Below are 19,462 nucleotides of genomic sequence, written 5' to 3' on the forward strand. Positions count from 1 at the left end.
CGCCCCCGCCGCCCCTACCCGTTCCCGTACCTGCCTCGGGGGCGCTGTCCCCGAACCCCCGGTCCTCAAACGCCGGACGGGCTGATTTTCAGCCCGTCCGGCGTTTGAGGACGAGCGCGCAGCCCGATACGGGGGCGAGGGGCGCAGCCCCATGCAGTGACGGGAAGGGTAGGGGCGGCGGGGGCGAGAAAACCCCTCAGGTCAGGAAGTCCTGCGCGATCCGTTCGGCCACCTCTTCCAGGATCGGGCCCGCGTCCGCGATGCATCGGCCCACATCCGGCTCGACATCGGTAAGCGGATACACCCGCCGAATCCCGGCCCGCCCCAGCGCCTCAGGAGCAAGAGCCAACCGCCCGCACACGGCGATGACCTCCTTGCCGGCGGCACGAGCCGCCGCCGCAACCCCCGCGGGAGCCTTCCCATGGAGGGTCTGCTCGTCCAGCGACCCCTCCCCCGTGATGACGAGCGTCGCCCGCTCAAGCGCCGGCCCGAACCCGAGCACGTCGAGCATGACCTCGATACCGGGCCGGAAACTCGCGCCGAGGCCGACCAGGGCCCCGTACCCGATGCCACCGGCGGCCCCGGCCCCGGGCGCGACGGCGTACTCCGCCGCCTTGCTCCCGATCGACTTCTCCAGGATCGCGGCGAAGTGGGCGAGCCCCGCGTCGAGCACCGCGACGTCGTCCGGGGAGGCGCCCTTCTGCGGCCCGTACACCGCCGGCGCGCCCTTCGGCCCGGTCAGCGGGTTGTCCACGTCGCTCGCGAGGACCACGTCGGCATCGGCGAGCCGGGGGTCGAGACCGGTCAGGTCCGCCGTGGCGAGTTCTCCGAGGGAACCGCCCCCGGGCGGTACGGGCTCGCCGTCCTCGTCGAGGAACCGGGCCCCGAGCGCGGCCAGCATCCCGGCCCCGCCGTCGGTGGTCGCACTGCCGCCGACGCCGAAGACGATCGTCCGGGCCCCGGCGTCGAGCGCGGCCCGCAGCAGTTCCCCGGACCCGTACGTGGACGCCGTGAGCGGCGCGAAGGTCCCGGCGGGCAGTCGCTGCAGCCCGCTGGCCTCGGCCATCTCCACGACCGCGGTCCCGTCCCGCAGGGCGAAGGCGGCGGTGACCTCGTCACCGAGCGGCCCCGCGACCCGTACCTCGTGGCGTTCGAACCCGGCGGCGACCGCCGCCGCCACGGTGCCGTCGCCGCCGTCGGCCACGGGGAGCGATTCGACCTCGACCTGGGGCGCGATCCGGTGCAGTCCCGCGGTGACCCGCTCGGCCACCTGCACGGCCGTGAGCGAGCCCTTGAACTTGTCCGCGGCGACGAGTACGCGCTGGATCTGGCTACCGGTCCGGTTCACTGCAGCGTCAGCCACCTTGTGTTCCCCTTGCTCTTCGGGCCTTGCGCATGTCAAGGCAGTCGCGCCGCTGCGACCCTAACCGCAGGAGGGGGCCGCTGCCCAGGGCGGTTCTCAGGACCCGGACAGCGGTCGGACAGGCTGGGCGGGACCGCGGCGGGTCAGCCGGCGTCGGTGCCGCGCGAGTCGTAGAGCTGGTGTGTCAGCGTTCCCTTGTGCCCGAACGGGATGCTGATGTGCTCCAGCACATCCTCCAGCAGGTCGAGGTCCCCGGTCCGCACACCGACGTCCCCGGTGGTGACCAGGGGCTCGGCCGGAGCGGCCTGGGCGACGGCGGCACCGGGGCCGGACAGGACGGCGGCGACCGCGACGGCGCCGGCGCCGGCCGCGAGGACCGTCGTACGACTCAACGACTTCATGGGACTCCCAACACGCAATACGAATAAAACCTGACGACCTTCTCATGTGGTGCGGTGCCGTACGTATGCAAAACAGCTGAGACCGAGAGGAATTCGACAGACCGGGTGTAAGTCCTCCACGCGTTGACGATCTTGCGGAACCTCCCGTCGATCTCGCTACGCTGGCCCGATGACCACCCCTGACTACGCCACGTACATCGCGGGCCTCCCCCGAGTGCTCGTCGGTGCCGCCGCCCTCTTCCGTGACGCCGGGGGCCGTGTGCTGCTCGTCGAGCCCAACTACCGTGCGGGCTGGGCGCTGCCGGGCGGCACCGTGGAGTCGGACGCCGGGGAGACCCCGAGGCAGGGGGCCCACCGGGAGACCCTTGAGGAGATCGGCCTCGACCTGGAGATCGGCAGGCTGCTCGCGGTGGACTGGGTGCCCGGTACGGAGCGGCCCCCGATCGTGGCGTACCTGTACGACGGTGGAGTCCTCACGGAGGAGCAGTTCAAGTCGATCCGCCTCCAGGAGTCGGAACTGCTGTCCTGGCGCCTGGTCCCGCGCGAGGAACTCACGGACCACATGCCGGGCTCCCTGGGCCGCCGCGTGCTCACCGCACTCGACGTACTCACGAAGGAATCGGGCACGGCGGAACTCGAAAACGGCAACCCGGTCGGCTGACGCGCCCCGCCGTCTCTGCCGCAGCGGCTCAGAAGAGCGCCAGGGTTCCTTCTTGCCCCTCCTGTCCCGCTCCCTGTCCGCCCCGTTCGAAGTCCAGCAGTTGCTGCTTGCGTTGCAGGCCGCCGCCGTAGCCCGTCAGGCTGCCGTCCGCGCCCACCACGCGGTGGCAGGGCACGATGATCCCCAGTGGGTTCTTGCCGTTGGCGAGGCCCACCGCGCGCGACGCGTTCGGATTGCCGAGGGCGTCGGCGAGTTGACCGTACGAACGGGTCTCGCCGTACGGGATTCTGCGGAGCTCCGCCCAGACGGAACGCTGGAACGGGGTTCCGTGGAGGTGCAGTCGGACGGAGAAGTCCTTCAACTCGCCCGCGAAATAGGCCCGTAGTTCCTCGGCCACCTCGGCGAACGGTGTGTCGTCCGGGTCGCCGGGGTCGCCGAAACTCTCCTCGGGCGGGCGGTGGCGCTGGTCGGTCATGTAGAGCCCGGAGAGGACGCCTCCGGTGGCGACCAGCGTGAGCGGGCCGTACGGGCTGTCGACGACGGTGTGCTGCTTCACTGTGTGTCCTTCGGTGCGTGAGCTGCCTGCTCGGGGAGGAAGTTGACGGGGTGCGTGCCCGTCGCCCACAGGTACTGGACGGCGTACGCGCGCCAGGGCCGCCAGTCCGCGGCGCGTGCCGTCAGCGCGGCCGGTGTGGACGGCAGGCCCAAGTCCCGTGCCGCGTAACGGATTCCGAGGTCGGTCACCGGGAACGCGTCGGGGTCGCCGAGGGCGCGCATGGCGATGACCTCCACGGTCCAGGGGCCGAAGCCGGGCAGCGCCAGCAGCCGGGCCCTGGTCTCCGTCCAGTCGCCCTCGACGCCCAGCTGGAGGGTGCCGTCGGCCAGTTGGCCGACGAGTGTGGTGAGGGTGGTCCGGCGGGTGGCCGGCATGGCGAGGGCTTCGGGGTCGAGTGCCGCCAGGGCCTCGACGGACGGGAAGAGGTGGGTGAGACCGCCCTCGGGATCGTCGACCGTTTCCCCGTGCGCCGTGACCAGGCGCCCCGCGTGCGTACGGGCGGCGGCCGTGGACACCTGCTGCCCCAGCACGGCCCGTACGGCGAACTCGGCCTCGTCGACGGTACGGGGCACGCGGCGGCCCGGTGCCTTGTCGACGAGCGGTGCCAGCACCGGATCCGTACGCAACTGGTCGTCGACCGCGACCGGGTCGGCGTCCAGGTCGAGCATGCGGCGGCAGCGGCTGATGGCGACGGTCAGGTCCCGCAGGTCGCTGAGGGTGAGCCGGCAGCCGATGTGGTCGGGCTCCGGAGTGAGCGCGACGACCCCGTGGCCGTACGGCAGACGCAGGGTGCGCCGGTACGCGCCGTCGCGCCACTCCTCCACCCCGGGTACGGCGGTGGCGGCGAGGTGGCCGAAGAGGTTGTCGGGGTTGAGCGGCGCCCGGAAGGGCAGCCGGAGCGTCAACACCCCAGGCGTGCCGGTCGGGGCGGCGCGGTCGGCGCGGTTCTTGGGTGCCCTGGTGCGCAGCTCGCTCGGGGCGAGGGCGAAGACCTCACGGACCGTGTCGTTGAAGGTGCGGACGGAGGAGAAGCCCGCCGCGAAGGCGATCTCGGCCATCGGGAGCGATGTCGTCTCGATGAGCAGCCGTGCGGTCTGGGCGCGCTGGGCGCGGGCCAGGGCGAGCGGGCCCGCGCCCAGTTCGGCGAGGAGCTGGCGTTCGATCTGCCGGGTGCTGTAGCCGAGGCGGGTCGCGAGCCCCGGCACGCCCTCGCGGTCCACGGTCCCGTCGCCGATGAGCCGCATCGCGCGGGCCACGAGGTCGGCGCGCTGGTTCCACTCGGGCGAGCCGGGGCTCGTGTCGGGGCGGCAGCGTTTGCACGCCCGGAATCCGGCCTGCTGACAGGCGGCGGCGCTCGGGTAGAACGTCATGTTCTCCGGCTTCGGAGGCACGACGGGGCAGCTGGGGCGGCAGTAGATCCGCGTGGTGAGGACCGCGGTGAAGAACCATCCGTCGAAGCGGGCGTCCTTCGACTGGACGGCGCGCACACAGCGCTCGGTCTCGGCGTGCATCCCGTTCTGCATGCCACCAGCATCGCCCTCGGTCAGGGCGATGGCTGGCGGGAATGCGACATCTGCCTCAGCCCGGTTCCCTCCCCCGGGCCCCGGGGCTCACTCCTCGGCCGTGGGGCGCCGGGAGGCCGCCGTCGCCCTGTCGACGTCGGTGAGGGGGCGCAGCCGGTAGGTGTAGGAGTAGTCCCGGTCGGCGAAGAGCTTGTACTCGTCGTGGGTGTGCGCGCCCCAGCTGTTGTCGCCGCCGATGCCCATCTGCCGGTGGTTGACGCGCAGGACCACCTCGTCCCGACGGGTCAGCTGGTAGTCGTGGCGCGTGCCGACGGACAGGTCCTCGGGGGTGAAGTGCGAGGCGTTGACCTCGATGAGCGGTTCGCCGGAGACGAGCAGCCCGGTGCCGTCGCGGCCGGTGAGGGCGGCCCAGCGGACGTCGGTCTTGTTGCCGTTCTCCTGGGGGCGGATGTAGGGCGTCCACTGCTCGGAGACGGTCCCGGAGTACAGCCCCACGTCGGTGCCGTCGTTGCGGTCCCAGTGGTTCTCCTCGGGGCCGCGGCCGTAGTAGTGCAGGTGCTCCAGCCGCCCCGGGAGGAACAGCAGGGTGCCGACCTCCGGGATGTAGGGCAGGTTGGCCGCGCCCGGGTGGAGCGTGTTGTCGACCTTGATCTCGCCGTTGCCGAAGACCGTGTAGGTGGTGGTGTACGCGGATTCGGTGCTGGTGGGCAGGGTCCCGGTGACCTTGATCCGGACGGCCCGGTCGCGCAGGGTGTCCACGCTGACGTCCGTCACCTTGCGCAGGGTCCCGGCGTCGCGCCAGGTCTGGTTGCGGACGTGCTGGCCGTTGCCCCGGTCGTTGTCGGTCGGTGCCCGCCAGAAGTTCGGCACGGGCCCGGAGGTGAGGAGCCGGGCGCCCCGGGCCTCGTACGAGGTGATGACTCCGGTCCTCTTGTCGACGGTCACGGAGAAGCCGTCGCCCCGGACCGTGACGGACCGCTCGCCGTCCTGGTGGCGCAGGGCGGGCACCCGGGTCAGGGGCACGGGCCGCACGGCGGGGCCGGCGGCGTCGACCGGCAGTTGCTGGGCGGCCACCTCGAAGCCGGCCTCGGCCCACTTGGTGCGTTCCTTGGTGGTGAAGGACAGCCGCAGGAAGTACTCCGTGCCGGGCGCCGGGTCCGCCGGCAGCCCGACGGGCACGGTGATGTCCTTGCTGCTGAGCGGCGCCACGTCCAGCTGGGCGCGGCTCAGCCGTCCGCGCCGCACGGTCCGGCCGTCGGCGACGAGCGTCCAACTGCCGTCGAAGTCACGGAGGTTGGTGAACAGGTACTCGTTGGTGAGGGTGACGGCCACTCCGGCGGCGCCGACGACCAGGGTCTTCCCGGAGGCCGCCGGTGCGGCGTTGATCGCCTGGTAGATCCGCTTGACCTGCGCGGCCTTGCCGGTGTGTCCGCGGTCGGCGGTGACGATGCCGTCCGCGACGAAGGCCCCGTCGTTCGGGTGGTCGCCCCAGTCGCCGCCGTACGCGAAGAAGTTGCGGCTCTCGGGGCGGTTCCCTGGCCGCTTCTCCGTCACCTTCACGGTGGCCGCGTCGAACCAGAACCGCACGCCGTCGTCGCCGGGGCCGCGCCCGTCCGAGGCGAGTTCGGCCGCGGACAGCGCGCGGGCGTAGACGCGCGCCCGCCGGATCGTGCCGCTGAACTCCCGGGTGGGGTTGTCGACGTCGGTGGCGAGCGAGAGCGGCGCGGTGTTGACCGCGGGTCGCCGGGTGGTGGTGCGGGTGGCCCGGACCGTGCCGTCGACGTACAGGGTCAGGGTGCCCGCCGCCGCGTCGAAGACGCCCGCGATGTGGTGTTCCCGGCCGGTCCAGTCGTCCGGGAGGGCCCAGGTGGCGCTGATCCACTGGCCGTCGCCGTAGAGGAAGAACTCCAGGTTCTCGCCGTTCTGCTTGAGGGCGTACTGGGTGTCGCCCTTGGTGATGAGCGGCTGGTGGTAGCCGGTCACCTCCGGGGTGACCCAGGCCTCCAGCGTCAGGGAACCGGTGAGGTCGAGTCCGGGGTCGCGGGCGAAGACGGTGCTGCCGGACAGCCCCTTCCGCCGGTCGAAGGTCGCGGCGGCGGCCTGGATCTCGCCGCGCACCGCGCCCGGCCCGGTCTCCGTGAAGAGGGTGCGCGTGGGGACCGGCGTGGTCAGGGACTGGTCGACGAAGTCCCAGATCCAGCCGCCCTGGAGCACGTCGTGGCGGCGGATGAGGTCCCAGTACTTCTTGAAGTTGCCGGTCGAGTTCCCCATCGAGTGCGCGTACTCGATCATGACGTACGGGCGGGTGTCGGAGGTGTCCTCGGCACGGGCCTCGACGCGCGCGGGGCTGTCGTACATCTCGGAGCGGATGTCACTGATCGCGGGCCGGTCGTCGCCCTCGTACTGGATGACACGGGTCGTGTCGTACGAGCGGATCCAGTCGTGCATGGCGACGAAGGTGCTGCCGCCGCCGGCCTCGTTGCCCAGCGACCAGATGACGACGGAGGCGTGGTTCTTGTCGCGGTGGACCATGTTCCGCGCGCGGGCCACACACGCCCGGCTCCAGTCGGGGTGGTCGCCCGGGTACTCGTCGCGGATGCCGTGGGTCTCCAGGTTGGTCTCGTCCACCAGGTACAGGCCGTACTCGTCGGCCAGTTCGTACCAGTGGGTGTTGTTCGGGTAGTGCGAGGTGCGGACGGTGTTGATGTTGGTCCGCTTGATGATCTCGATGTCCCTGACCAGGTCCGCGCGGGTGAGCGCGGTGCCGCGGTCGGGGTGCATCTCGTGCCGGTTGGTGCCCCGCAGGGAGACGGGCCGGCCGTTGATGCGCATCAGCCCGTCCTTCAGCGCGAACTCGCGCAGACCGACCCGGTGCGAGAGCGTCTCGACGACCTTGCCCGCTGGATCGCGCAGCCGCAGCACGGCCGTGTACAGGTACGGGTCCTCGGCCGACCACAGCTTCGGCGCGGGCACGGCCCTGGCGGCCCGTACGGTCACGTCCTCGCCGGCCGGGGCCGAGCCGAGGTCCACGGCCCGGTGCAGCGGGCGGGGCCAGACGGCGTGGCCGCGCGCGTCGTAGAGCTGGGTCTCGACGGAGTACGAGCCCGTGGCGCCCTCGTCCCCCTCGCGGTCGCCGTAGGCGCGGACGCTCGCGGTGACCGACAGTTCGGCGGTCCGGTAGTCGTCGCTCAGCGGGGTGTCCAGCTTGAAGTCGCGCAGGTGCACGGCCGGGGTGGAGTAGAGGTGGACCGAGCGGAAGATGCCGCTCAGCCGGATCATGTCCTGGTCCTCCAGCCAGTCCCCGTCGGAGTAGCGGTACACCTCCACCGCGATCTGGTTGGTGCCGGGCTTCAGGTGTGGGGTGATGTCGTACTCGGCGGGGGTGTAGGAGTCCTCGTGGTAGCCGACGAGTTCTCCGTTGATCCACACGTAGTGGGCGGACTTGACCCCTTCGAAGTGCAGGAACGTCCGCCGCCCCGACCAGCCCTTCGGGACGGTGAAGGTACGTCTGTACTGGCCCACGGGGTTGTAGCGGGTCGGGGCGGCCGGTGGCTGCGGCTCCTCGCCCAGGCCGTTGGGGCCCCAGTAGGGGTACGTGATGTTGATGTAGATCGGGAAGTCGTAGCCGTGCAGCTGCCAGACGGAGGGGACGGGGATGGTGTCCCAGGAGCTGTCGTCGACGTCGGTGCGGTGGAAGTCGGGGTCCCGGTCGTCGGGGCGGTCGACGTAGGCGAACCTCCACTTCCCGTCGAGGCTCATCCGGTAGGGCGAGCGGGTGCGGTCGCCGTCCAGCGCCTGCGCCACGTCCGCGTACGGGGTGAGGGTGGTGTGCGGGGGCTCGGTCCCGACCTGGAAGACGTCGATGGCGCCGTTCCACTCCGGGGAACCGTCCGCCGCGACGGGCCGGTCGGCCGCGTGGACCGCGGAGGCGGACGAGGGAAGGGCGAGCGCGCCGAGGACGACGGCCCCTCCCTCAAGAAGTCGGCGACGGCTGACGGGAGTCGTGTGCGGAGGCAGGTACGGGCGCGGGTGCGGCATGGCGGGGCCCTTCCTCGGTACGACAGTGGGGTGCGCGAACTGAGGGGCGTAAAGCGACTACTGGGCACAAAGGCACGTGGTGAGCCACAGAAACCCTAGAACCCGAACACAACAGCGGCAATGACCCTGTCGAACTCTGTGTGTTTCTGAGGGCTGCGCCGCAGGGGCAACCGTCCGGAGGCACCCGCCTTGATGGGCGCCTGTCCTGATGGATGCCTGTCTTGACGGGTGCTCGTCCTGATGGGTTCCCGCGTTGATGAGTGCCCTTCCTGGCACGTGCTCGCCGGGGCTCCCTCGGTCCGGTCAGCCGACGCGCGCCGCGAACGCCTCGTACGCCGGCTCGTCGAAGAGGACGAATCTGACCTCGGTCACCGCGGTCTCCGTGTCCCGCACGGTCCCGATCGCCACACGCGCCGCGTCCTCCATCGGCCAGCCGAAGATGCCCGCGGAGACGGCCGGGAACGCGACGGTCCGCGCGCCCAGCTCGTCGGCGACCCGCAGGGATTCCCGGTAGCAGGAGACCAGCAGCGCGGACCGGTCCTCGTCGGCGCTGAAGACGGGGCCGACGGTGTGGATCACCCAGCGCGCGTCCAGCCGGCCTGCGGTGGTGGCGACGGCCTGTCCGGTGCGCAGGCCCTTGCCGTAGTGCGAGGCGCGCAGCTTGCGGCACTCGGCGAGGATCTCGGGTCCGCCGCGCCGGTGGATGGCGCCGTCCACGCCTCCGCCGCCCAGCAGCGAGGAGTTCGCCGCGTTCACGATGGCGTCCACGCTCTGCCGGGTGATGTCGCCGCGGACGAGTTCGATACCGGTCATGTCTGGCGCAGCCTCTTCCATACGGCCTTCGCCGCGTTGTGCCCGGACATGCCGTGCACGCCGGGACCCGGCGGGGTCGCCGAGGAGCAGATGAACACCGCCGGGTGCGGGGTGTTGTACGGGTACGCCGACAGCGTGGGCCGCAGCAGCAGTTGCAGGCCGGAGGCCGCGCCGCAGCCGATGTCACCGCCCACGTAGTTGGCGTTGCGGGCGGCGAGTTCGGGCGGTCCCGCCGTGGCACGGGCGAGGACCCGGTCGCGGAAGCCGGGCGCGAACCGCTCCAGCTGGCGCTCGATCGTTTCGGTGAGGTCTCCGGTCCAGCCGCTCGGGACGTGCGCGTAGGCCCAGAACACATGCTTTCCGGCCGGTGCGCGGGACGGGTCGACGACACTGGGCTGCACGGTGATCAGGAACGGCGCGTCGGGGGCCCGCCCCTCCCGGGAGGCGGCCCGCAGGGCGGTCCCGATCTCCTTGCGGTCCGCGCCGACCTGCACCGTGCCGGCCGTGCGGGCCTCCTTCGCGGTCCACGGCACCGGTCCGTCGAGCGCGTAGTCAATCTTGAAGACGCCCGCCCCGTACCGGTACCGGTCGTAGTGGTTCCCGAAGCCCGCGATCCGGCTCAGCGCGGTGGGCGAGGTGTCGAAGACGTACGCGCGCGCGGGCGGCAGGTCGTCGAGCCGCTTGACCTCGTAGTCCGTGTGGACGGCACCGCCCAGGTCCTTGAGGTACGCGGTGAGCGCGTCGGAGATCGACTGGGAGCCGCCCCGGGCGACGGGCCAGCCCCTGGCGTGCGCGGCCAGCGCGAAGACGAGGCCGACGGCTCCGGTGGCGACCCCGCCCAGCGGCGACATGACGTGGGCGACGAGCCCCGCGAACAGCGCCTTGGCCCGCTCGTCGCGGAACCTGCGCATCAGCCAGGTCGAGGGCGGCAGTCCGACCAGCCCGAAGCGGGCGAGGGTGACCGGGTCCCGGGGCAGCGCGCTGAGCGGCAGGGACATGAAGTCCTGGACGAGGGTGTCCCATCGGTGGGTGAAGGGCTCCACCAGCCTGCGGTACGTGCCCGCGTCCCGGGGTCCGAACGAGGCGGCCGTCTCGGCCACCGACCGCGACAGCACGGCCGCCGTGCCGTCCAGGAAGGGGTGTGCCATGGGCAGTTCGGGCTGCAGCCACTCCAGCCCGTACCGTCCCAGGGGCATCGCGCGGAAGGCGGGTGAGTTGACACCGAGGGGGTGCGCGGCCGAGCACGGGTCGTGCCGGAAGCCGGGCAGGGTCAGCTCCTCGGTACGGGCACCTCCCCCGACGGTGTCGCGCGCCTCGAAGACGGCCACGGAGAAGCCGCGGCGGGCCAGCTCCACGGCAGCCGTCAGTCCGTTCGGCCCCGCACCCACCACGACGGCATCGAGCATCGACGGCACCTTCGGACTCCTTTGTCAGCCGATGGCCACTGACGGTCAGGATATGCCGGGCCTCCGACAGTGCCCGTCCCCGCCCCTCGCCCAGTCGTCACCCGAACCTGATCGGCCCCGCGCAGGCGCCGCTCAAGCGCTGCTCAGGCACCGCCCGACAGCAGTTCGAGGACCCGGCGGGCCGTGGCCGCGTCCCGCGCCGCCGTGAACGGAAGGGTGTTGCCGCCGGTTATGCGGAACGGCTCCCCCGCGAGGGTCAGGTGGGCGCCGCCCGCCTCCTCGACGAGCAGAAGGCCCGCCGCGTGGTCCCAGGCGGCCTCCCAGCTGAACGCGACGGCGTCCAACTCGCCGCGGGCGATGGCCAGGTACTCCAGTCCGGCGGAGCCGCAGGGGCGCGGGCTCACGCCCTTCGTGCGCAGGCCGAGCAGTGCCCGCTTCTGGTCGTCCGTCGTGTAGTCCGGGTGGGACGTGGCGACTTCGAGGTCACGGCCGGGGTCCGGCGCGCCCGCCAGGAGGGGTTCGCCGTCGAGCTGGGCGCCCCTGCCCCGTACGGCCACGGCGAGTTGGTCGCGGACCGGGGCGTACGTCCAGGACGCCAGCACGACACCGCGCTGGGCGAGCGCGACCAGCGTGCAGAAACCGGGGTCGCCGTGGACGAACTGGCGGGTGCCGTCGACCGGGTCGACGATCCAGACGGGCGCCTCGCCCTGCAGCGCCTCGTACGTCACCGGGTCGGCGTGGACCGCTTCCTCGCCGACCACGACCGAGCCGGGCAGCAGCTTGCCGAGCACCTCGGTGAGGTGTTCCTCGGCCTTGCGGTCGGCGTCCGTGACCAGGTCGTGCGGGCCGCTCTTCTGGTCCACCTCGTGTGCCGCGAGCTGCCGGAAGCGCGGCATGATCTCGGTGGCCGCCGCCTCACGGACGGCCTGTTCGACGTCTGCCAGGTGGTGTGCGAGAAACTCGTCGATGGTTTCCATGTGTTCGATCATGCCTCCATGAGAGCACGCGCCACTGACAATCCCCACCCGGTGGGTGCATCACGGGTGGAATCGGCATGAACAACGAGTGCGCCGAGGCCGGCGCCTGCTTCGGTGACCGGCACCCGCCTCAGCTGTCGGCACGGACATCAGCGGCCGACCGCGTACCCCTGCATCCCGCGGGGGTTCGCCGCCGCCGACAGGATGCCGGTCCGCGGGTCCCTGGCGACCGCGCACAGGCGCCCCTCGGACCAGGCGTCGCCGACCTGGACGTCATGGCCCCTGCGGCGCAGTTCGGCGACGACCCCGGGGTCCGTGCGGGATTCGACCGTCACGCTGCCTGGCCGCATCCCGCGCGGGTAGAAGGAGCCGGGGAAGCTGTCGTTGTGCCAGTTGGGGGCGTCGATCGCGCCCTGGAGGTCCGGGCCGCCGCGTACCTCCGCGCGCAGGGCGACGGCCAGGAAGAAGTGCAGCTGCCACTGGTCCTGCTGGTCGCCGCCGGGCGTGCCGAAGGCCATGACGGGGATACCGTCCCGCAGTGCGAGCGACGGGGTGAGCGTCGTGCGCGGACGGCGGCCCGGGGTCAGGGAGTTGGGCAGCCCCTCGTCCAGCCAGGCCATCTGGAGCCGGGTGCCGAGCGGGAAGCCCAGCTCGGGCACGACCGGATTGGACTGGAGCCAGCCGCCGCTGGGCGTGGCCGCGACCATGTTGCCCCAGCGGTCGACGATGTCGAGGTGGCAGGTGTCGCCCCGGGTGCCACCGTCCGCCGAGACGTCGGGCTCGCCGGGCACGGGAGACGTCGGCGGCTTGGCCACGGTCGGCTCGCCGGCCCCTTCGGCTCCTCGCGCCACGGTCGGCTCGCCCGCGCCCGGCGTCGCGAGCGCGTCGAATCCGGCCCCTTCCAAGGTTCCCGAGGCCACCACGCGCGCGTGCCCGCTGAGCAGCGGGGTCCGGCCGCCGGGGCTCCCCGGCCGCAGCTCGTGGGAGGCCCTCTCCCCGACCAGCGCCCGCCGCCCGGCGTTGTACTCCGGTGACAACAGTTCCGCCAGCAGCTCCGCCGAGGGCACCTCGCCCGCGTCCCCGTACCAGGCCTCCCGGTCGGCCATCGCGAGCTTGCAGCCCTCGATCAGCAGGTGCGTGTACTCGGCGGAGCCGTACCGGGGCAGCTCGGGCGGCAGCAGGGCCAGCTGCTGGAGGAGCACCGGGCCCTGGCTCCAGGGCCCGGCCTTGCACAGGGTCCAGCCCCGCCAGTCGTAGGTGGCCGGAGCTTCGTAGGACGCGGACCAGGAGGCCAGGTCGGCCGCGGTGAGCGTGCCGGAGTGGTGCTCGCCGCTGGTGTCCCGCGTGGGCCGGCCTGCCTGCCGGACGAGCGCTTCGGCGATGAAGCCCTCGCGCCAGATCCGCCGGGCGGCCTCGATCTGCGAGACCCGAGGGTCGCCCTCCTGCGCCTCGGCTGCCCCGGCGGACTCCGCGATGAGCCGCGTCCAGGTCGCGGCCAGCGCGGGATTGCGGAACAGCTCGCCGGTCCGCGGAGGCTCCCCGCCCGGCAGATACACCTCGGCGGACGACGTCCACTCGGTCTCGAACAGCTCCCGTACGGTCTCCACGGTCTGGCCGACACGCTCCACGGGCGCGTGCCCGTCCCGCGCGTACCCGACGGCGTACTTCAGGACGTCGGCCAGGGACTTCGTGCCGTGGTCGCGGAGCAGCAGCATCCACGCGTCGAAGGCGCCGGGCACGGCGGCGGCGAGGGGTCCGGTGCCGGGGACGAGGTCCAGGCCCAGTCCCCTGTAGTGGGCGATGGTGACCCCGGCCGGTGCCACGCCCTGACCGCACAGGACCCGTACCTCGCCGCCCGCCGGGGCGAGGATGATCGGGACCTCACCGGCGGGCCCGTTGAGGTGCGGCTCGACGACGTGCAGCACGAACCCCGCGGCGACGGCGGCGTCGTACGCGTTGCCGCCGTCCTCCAGCACGGCCATCGCCGACTGCGAGGCGAGCCAGTGCGTGGAGGACACCATTCCGAAGGTGCCACTCAGAGTGGGACGAGTCGTGAATTGCATATCTGACCTCAATGTTTGTCTGTATTGGCCGTCTACCCCGACCCCGAATTTGGCCGTGTGGAGAATCTGGGGAGAACGAGCGCAAGGCCATCTCCTCCAGGTGAGAGTCTGGGCTCGAACCTGCTGTTCACCGACCACGGCCGTCCGGTCAACGCCTCTTGCATGGAGGCCGCCGTCCGCCGGGCCGCAGAGCGGGCCGGTCTCGGCCGGGTCGCCCCGCACCAGCTCAGACATACCCTGGCCATCCAGGCGATCAACCGGGGCATGTCCCTGGAGGCGATCGCCGCACTGCTCGGTCACAAATCACTGTCCATGACACGTGTTTACGCGCGGATCGCTGACCGGACGGTCGCCGACGAGTACTTCGCCGTCTCGGAGAAGGTCGAGGCACTCTGCAACGCCCCTCGCCAGCCGCCGGCCGACGCCGAGGGTTCGGAGACGGCCAAGTAAGGCGCTGCACGGTGGCCGACGGAACGACCAAACTCAGCAGCCTGCGCCAGCAACTACCAGCACGGCACCGCTGGTGAACCGAGAGTGCTTCCACGCAACGACAGGCACCGCCGCCTGCCATGTCGGTCGACTCCACCGCCGTCCGGGCCCACCAGCACCAGCCAGTCGATGTCCCCGGCCGCGTCCGCCTGCGCGGCACGGAGCATCCGCTCGAAGGTGCCGTCCAGGGTCCAGCGCTGGAAACGGGTGTGCAGCGTGTGCCACGGACCGTACCGCTCGGGTGCGTCACGCCGAGCGGGGCCGGCGGTCCGGAACGTCCACACGCTCCCGTTGGGCACGATCCGGTCGTCCAGCCGCTTCCGGCCCCGCAAGGCCCTGGGCCGCAGCGTCGAACGAACTCCCGCTCGGCATCCGACAGTTCATGGCGACGTATCGCCCAACCGTGATCCACCACTCAGGATTATTTGAAGGCACTGCCTGGGGACCGCCTAGAACAAGCTCTCCGAGGTGACACGAACCGGTGACCTCATGGCGCTACGGGGGGCCTCGCACCCGCGCCTGGAGAAGTCGGCCGAGCTGTCGCGGCTGCGGGAATCAAGGTGGTTGTGGTGGTGCGAAGTTCGGCGAGTACGTCGGTGGCAAGGGCAGCGACGTCTTGGCTGTCGGGGGCTTCGATCCAGCGGGTGTAGGTCGCGTGGGAGGCCAGCCCGATCAGGGCGACGACAAGATCCAAGGAAAGGCCGTCCAGGCCCTTCTCGCGCAGGGCCGTGGTGATCGCCTCGTTCTGGGACTGCCGTTTGAGCAGGTCACGCTCCCGTAGTTCGGGGTTGTGGTCGACGATCGCCTGGCGCCGCCCGTACCAGGCGCGCTTGGCCGGGTCAAAGACCTCGATGATCGCCCGCAGGACTTCGTTGACGAGGTCGAAGGCCGTGATTCCAGGCGGCAGTCCGGCGATCGCAGCCACGGCTCGGTCGGTGATCTCGCCCGTGCCGGCGAAGAGTACTTCACGTTTGTCAGCGAAGTGGCGGAAAAAGGTGCTCTTCGACGTCCCGGCCCGCTGGGCGATCTGTGCGGCGGTGGTGTTGTCGTAGCCGTACTCGAACAGTTCCAGGGCAGCGTCCTGCAGTCGTTCGCGAGTGCCTGGTTCCCATCTACCCATGGGGCCATCATAAGTGATGGGACCCTGGACCCATCATGCGCTACGATGACGGGACCGGGGTCCCATCATTTGACCGAATGTGAGCCTTCCATGCCTCCTCTTGACATTCCCGCCGCTTGGACGGGGCCGCTGCCAGAGGCGAACCCGCCCGCCGGCATGGGCGTCTACCACCTGCCCACCGGTACATACGAGACTCGGGCCGCACTCGCCGTCCAGGGCGGATCATTCCGAGACAGGCGCCCGTTCGCCGCGTCCGCGATCCTGGTGCGGCACCCGAACGGCGACCTGCTGATCGACGCGGGCTTCGGCGCCGACCTTGCGCGGCACATCGCGATGCTTCCCTGGTACATGCGCTCTCCCCATGAGGCGGCCCAGACAGCTGCCGAGCAGCTCGACGCAGTCGGCTACGACCGCGGCAGACTGATCGGCGTGGTGCCGACACACACGCACTGGGACCACACGAGTGGCCTCGACAGCCTCCATGGAACGCCGGTCTGGTTGAACGCGGCCGAGCGACAACACGCGGCGAACGAACCGGACAGCAAGGTCTTCCGACATGTGTCCCGGGACCACGAAATTCACTCCTACGAGTTCACCAGTGGCCCCTACCTCGGCTTCCCGGCCAGCCACGACGTGCACGGCGACGGCTCCGTGGTCATCGTGCTCGCCGCCGGCCACACAGCCGGCTCGGTGATCGTCTTCGTGACCCAGCTCCTCGGCGAACGCCATGCGTTCGTCGGCGACCTGACCTGGCAGCTTGACGGCATCCGCCGCCGGGTCGAGCGACCCTGGCTGATGCGGAAGTTCGCAGACCAGGATCACGCCTCCGTGCGTGAGGGACTGTTGCGAATGATCGCCCTCGAAGACCTCATACACATAGTCCCGGCTCACGACCTCGGCGCCTACGACGGGATCTCTCGCTTGGCTCCGAATGCACGTGAATGAGACCGGCTTTGTGCGCTACCGCCGACGAGACCCTCACGGAGCAATCGGATGGAACACGAAACCTGACCAGCGCGGAGTCGGACCGGCGGTTCTCAGGTCAGGACCAGCCAGCGGCGGCCGTCGATCAGCTCCCGGGCTGCGTCGAGGTGGCCTGCATGGCACGCAGTCTCGGTGATGACATGCAGCAGGACGTCACGGAGCGTGTGCAGGTGCGGTTCACCGAACAGGTCGTGGGGCCACCAGGCCAATGCGGCGTCGGCAGAGGTGGCGGTGATGACGGCATCGGCGAGTTCTGCTTCCCGCCGGTATCGGTCGAGTACGTCGACGGCCGGCACTTCCGGGGCCACCTTCCACGCTTCGTCACCGCTCGTCAGACCGTGGATGACCTCCGCGTCCCCGGCGACGACCGCGCGGAACCAGAACCGCTCCACATCAAGCGCCAGGTGCTGCACCAGCCCCAGGCAGTGCCATCCGGAAGGCAGCACAGGCCGCCGAAGATCCTTCGCGTCGAGCCCGTCCAGGACGCCGAGAACGTGGCGCCGCTGTCCGTCCAGGACCCGAAGAAGCGCCCTCAGCTCACTGCCCGGAGTGGTATCGCTCGAATTCTCGGTCACGATCACCAGGATCCCCGAATCTCTGCGGCCACGCAGGAAGTTGTCCCATATCCGGGACACACCCCGCCCGCACAACCGACCGAAGGCCGGCGGGACCGTGAAGCAGGCAGCCGTTGGAGTCGCCTTCCGCTCCAGGGGCATGTCGCGAGAGGGCATGCCCCAACCTCCGACCGCAGATCACAATGCCGTACTGGAGTACGGCATTGCGCCTGGGCCCCGCCCGGAGGACCAGGTCGGGCGGGGCGGGCCACAGTACCGCCACGCGGCCCGAGGCAGCGGGAGAGCTCGGCAGCGACGCAGTCGCCTGGCCAGATCCACGCGCTGATCACCACCGCCCCCAGCGAGGTCCGGGAGAAGGCGCGGGGAGCTGGCCACCGGCGAACTCATCAATACCCTGGTCCGCGCTCGCCCGACCCACCATCCTGCCCTTCCCACCAGCAGCCCTTTCCTGCGACCGCATGCCGGCGCCCCAAGGCCGGAGCCCCGCGCCACCAGAGCCTCGACAATCCCTCAGCAGGAAGTGAGAGCGTCCTGACCGCCGGGCGGGCCCGGCAGGGTGCCAGGTAGGTTCGGTGTGGGTCCGTGCCTGTCCGAGCAGGCACAGAGACACACCCTCGCCCCTGCAGAACGGTGAACAGCGTGTCCACCCGAGGCGGACGTCGGTGACGAGGTAGCACGCATCCGCTTCCTCACAGCGCATGCGCAGTCTCGGAGGACCCAACTCCTGCATGGCGTTGGGCCCTCACCCCACCCGGCCCTTTCTGATGTGCGGTCCCGGCAGCCCGGGCCCCAAGGCCGTCTTCGACAACACCCGGCGCCGCCGCTGCAGCCTCAACTCCGAACGGCGCGCGGTGGTCAGCCCGTCGCCCTGCGCGTACCTCATGGAGACGGCGAACCGTCGGGATCACCGACTGTCAGCCTTCACGACACCACTCTTTGAGATCAGTAATTCGCGCCGTCGACCGTGCCCGGGGAACGGCAGCGGCTCGATCTTGCTATTTACACGATCTCGCGACACCAGACACCAAATGCCATTCATCGCCCGGTAACAGGAAAGCATGGAAGCTGCGGTGAATGGCTGATTACCAATACATGACCGGGCAGAAGGGGGTTTCATAGGCGCCACAGCTAGGGTGGCTCACTGAATCACTGCAGCATTCGAGGCTCGTCGACTCGATCTGCGCAAGGTGACGCCTGGAGGAGACAATATGACCACAGCCCAAGATAACCTCGCGGCAGTGCTGGATGCCGTTCGAAAAATCGGCCCCCAGCTTCGGGAGAACAGCGCAAAGGCAGAGTCCGAAAACTGGATTCCGCAGGAAAGCATAGAGCTGCTCAAGGACGCCGGCGTCTTCGCCGCCGCAGTACCCGAGCGATTCGGCGGGCTGGACCTCCCAGTCGCCGACCAGGCCGAAGTCCTCACCGAGATCGCACGCCACTGCGGATCGACCGGCTGGGTGGCATCGGTCTGGATGTCGAGCACCTGGATCGCGTCCCTGTATCCGGACATGGCGCAGGAAGAGATTTTCGCGGACGGGTCGGTAAGGATATCCGGCGGATTCACACCATCAGGAACGCTGAAGGAGACCGACGGCGGATACATCCTGCAGGGCACCTGGCGTTTCAACACAGGTGTTCGTGGCGCCGAATGGAACATCTGTGCCGCCATGGCCGGGGCTCCGGGTGAAGGACAGCAGGAGTTGTTCGCGATCATTCCGCGGTCGGACGTCTCGGTCGCCGACGACTGGGACACTTTCGGTGCGGGCGGGACGGGAAGCGTCACCTCCACGGTGAAGGATGTATTCGTGCCCGCGCACCGTGTCGTCGACGCCACGGTGTACGACGCGTCGACCCGTGATCGCTGGAACGCGGATGTGAACGGGCGCAACTACAACCTCATCAGTTACATCCTTGCGACCTGTGCGCCGGTGTACATCGGCCTGGCCAAGGGCGCGCTCGACCTCTTCCTTGAGCGGCTCCCCGGCAAGGGCATCACGTACACCGAGTGGACGGAGCAGAGCCAGCACCCCTACACACAGATACAGGTGGCAACCGCGGCCAACAAGATCGCGGCGTGCGAGGCGTTGCAGCGTGTCTGGCTGGAGAGCGTCCAGTCCCGCGAGGACGCGGGCGAGAAGTTGACCGTCGAGGCCAAGGCCGCCGTTCGTGGCCAGGTCGGCTATGTCGTCCAGACCACGAAGGAGGCCGTCGAGATCCTCTACAACATCAGTTCCGCATCGACGATCTCGCGGAAGAACGCCTTCCAGCGGTCGTACCGGGACATAGCGGCCCTGTCGCTGCACGGTCTGCTGACGCCCGTCAGTTCACTGGAAGCCCACGGCCGGGTCCTTCTCGGACTGGAACCCGGCACGGAATACATCTGATTCGTCCCGTTCCCACTCCCTCGGCTGCCCAGCACCCTCACAGGTGAGCCGCCACGGTTTCCCATCGGCAGCCCGAAATGCCCCCGATTCGCAAATCGGGGGCATTTCG

General features: G+C 70.4%; 16 protein-coding genes. 4 read left to right on the forward strand and 12 right to left on the reverse strand.

The features are described 5' to 3' along the window. Positions 1-196: 196 nt before the first annotated feature. On the reverse strand, positions 197-1,363 hold the full coding sequence (locus ACFVH5_RS38825; RefSeq protein WP_385838410.1) for a glycerate kinase: 1,167 nt from the start codon (positions 1,361-1,363) through the stop codon (positions 197-199). Positions 1,364-1,506: 143 nt separating this feature from the next. Then, the gene (locus ACFVH5_RS38830; RefSeq protein WP_267029821.1) at positions 1,507-1,764 is read right to left on the reverse strand and encodes a hypothetical protein; all 258 of its coding nucleotides are present in this window, start codon (positions 1,762-1,764) and stop codon (positions 1,507-1,509) included. A gap of 169 nt (positions 1,765-1,933) precedes the next feature. Between ACFVH5_RS38830 and ACFVH5_RS38835 the strand changes: the two genes are divergently transcribed. Further along, complete coding sequence (locus tag ACFVH5_RS38835) at positions 1,934-2,425, forward strand: NUDIX domain-containing protein (RefSeq protein ID WP_385838411.1); 492 nt, start codon at positions 1,934-1,936, stop codon at positions 2,423-2,425. A 28-nt stretch (positions 2,426-2,453) separates the two neighbouring features. Here ACFVH5_RS38835 and ACFVH5_RS38840 read toward each other — a convergent pair whose 3' ends face one another. The 7 genes from ACFVH5_RS38840 to ACFVH5_RS38870 form a co-directional block, all read right to left on the reverse strand. Further along, entirely contained in the window at positions 2,454-2,981 is a 528-nt protein-coding gene (locus ACFVH5_RS38840) for a methylated-DNA--[protein]-cysteine S-methyltransferase (RefSeq protein ID WP_385838412.1), read from the reverse strand. Beyond that, a complete protein-coding gene (locus ACFVH5_RS38845; RefSeq protein ID WP_385838424.1) occupies positions 2,978-4,492 on the reverse strand; it encodes an AlkA N-terminal domain-containing protein in 1,515 nt (504 codons plus the stop codon). The genes ACFVH5_RS38840 and ACFVH5_RS38845 overlap by 4 nt, the downstream gene beginning before the upstream one ends. Positions 4,493-4,591: 99 nt before the next feature. Beyond that, positions 4,592-8,542, reverse strand: coding sequence for a glycoside hydrolase family 2 TIM barrel-domain containing protein (locus tag ACFVH5_RS38850; protein ID WP_385838414.1), 3,951 nt, complete (start codon positions 8,540-8,542; stop codon positions 4,592-4,594). Positions 8,543-8,845: 303 nt separating this feature from the next. After that, positions 8,846-9,355 carry an O-acetyl-ADP-ribose deacetylase gene (locus ACFVH5_RS38855; protein WP_385838415.1) on the reverse strand — a complete coding sequence of 170 codons (510 nt, stop codon included), beginning with the start codon at positions 9,353-9,355 and terminating at the stop codon, positions 8,846-8,848. Continuing rightward, on the reverse strand, positions 9,352-10,761 hold the full coding sequence (locus tag ACFVH5_RS38860) for a phytoene desaturase family protein (RefSeq protein WP_384807088.1): 1,410 nt from the start codon (positions 10,759-10,761) through the stop codon (positions 9,352-9,354). The genes ACFVH5_RS38855 and ACFVH5_RS38860 overlap by 4 nt, the downstream gene beginning before the upstream one ends. 143 nt (positions 10,762-10,904) lie before the next feature. After that, positions 10,905-11,750, reverse strand: a complete 846-nt coding sequence (locus tag ACFVH5_RS38865) for an inositol monophosphatase family protein (RefSeq protein ID WP_385838416.1) — start codon at positions 11,748-11,750, stop codon at positions 10,905-10,907. Between the two features lie 137 nt (positions 11,751-11,887). Then, positions 11,888-13,801: a gamma-glutamyltransferase family protein gene (locus ACFVH5_RS38870; RefSeq protein ID WP_385838417.1), complete on the reverse strand. Its 1,914-nt coding sequence runs from the start codon at positions 13,799-13,801 to the stop codon at positions 11,888-11,890. Positions 13,802-13,858: 57 nt separating this feature from the next. Here ACFVH5_RS38870 and ACFVH5_RS38875 point away from each other — a divergent pair, with 57 nt between their 5' ends. Further along, positions 13,859-14,251 (forward strand): tyrosine-type recombinase/integrase, encoded by a 393-nt coding sequence (locus ACFVH5_RS38875; RefSeq protein WP_385838418.1) that lies wholly within the window; start codon positions 13,859-13,861, stop codon positions 14,249-14,251. A gap of 53 nt (positions 14,252-14,304) precedes the next feature. Here the strand turns inward: ACFVH5_RS38875 and ACFVH5_RS38880 are convergent, their stop codons facing one another. Both ACFVH5_RS38880 and ACFVH5_RS38885 read right to left on the reverse strand, forming a co-directional pair. Further along, a complete protein-coding gene (locus ACFVH5_RS38880; protein ID WP_385838419.1) occupies positions 14,305-14,622 on the reverse strand; it encodes a transposase in 318 nt (105 codons plus the stop codon). Between the two features lie 155 nt (positions 14,623-14,777). Then, the gene (locus tag ACFVH5_RS38885) at positions 14,778-15,410 is read right to left on the reverse strand and encodes a TetR/AcrR family transcriptional regulator (protein ID WP_385838420.1); all 633 of its coding nucleotides are present in this window, start codon (positions 15,408-15,410) and stop codon (positions 14,778-14,780) included. Between the two features lie 90 nt (positions 15,411-15,500). Between ACFVH5_RS38885 and ACFVH5_RS38890 the strand changes: the two genes are divergently transcribed. Then, positions 15,501-16,355 carry an MBL fold metallo-hydrolase gene (locus tag ACFVH5_RS38890; protein ID WP_385838421.1) on the forward strand — a complete coding sequence of 285 codons (855 nt, stop codon included), beginning with the start codon at positions 15,501-15,503 and terminating at the stop codon, positions 16,353-16,355. A gap of 92 nt (positions 16,356-16,447) precedes the next feature. On the opposite strand, the gene ACFVH5_RS38895 is transcribed toward ACFVH5_RS38890, so the two are convergent. Next, a complete protein-coding gene (locus tag ACFVH5_RS38895) occupies positions 16,448-16,975 on the reverse strand; it encodes a DinB family protein (RefSeq protein ID WP_385838422.1) in 528 nt (175 codons plus the stop codon). Between the two features lie 1,202 nt (positions 16,976-18,177). Here ACFVH5_RS38895 and ACFVH5_RS38900 point away from each other — a divergent pair. Next, positions 18,178-19,353, forward strand: a complete 1,176-nt coding sequence (locus ACFVH5_RS38900) for an acyl-CoA dehydrogenase family protein (RefSeq protein WP_385838423.1) — start codon at positions 18,178-18,180, stop codon at positions 19,351-19,353. The last annotated feature ends 109 nt before the right edge of the window (positions 19,354-19,462 follow it).

The sequence above is a fragment of the Streptomyces sp. NPDC127119 genome (genome assembly GCF_042677425.1).
GTDB lineage: Bacteria > Actinomycetota > Actinomycetes > Streptomycetales > Streptomycetaceae > Streptomyces.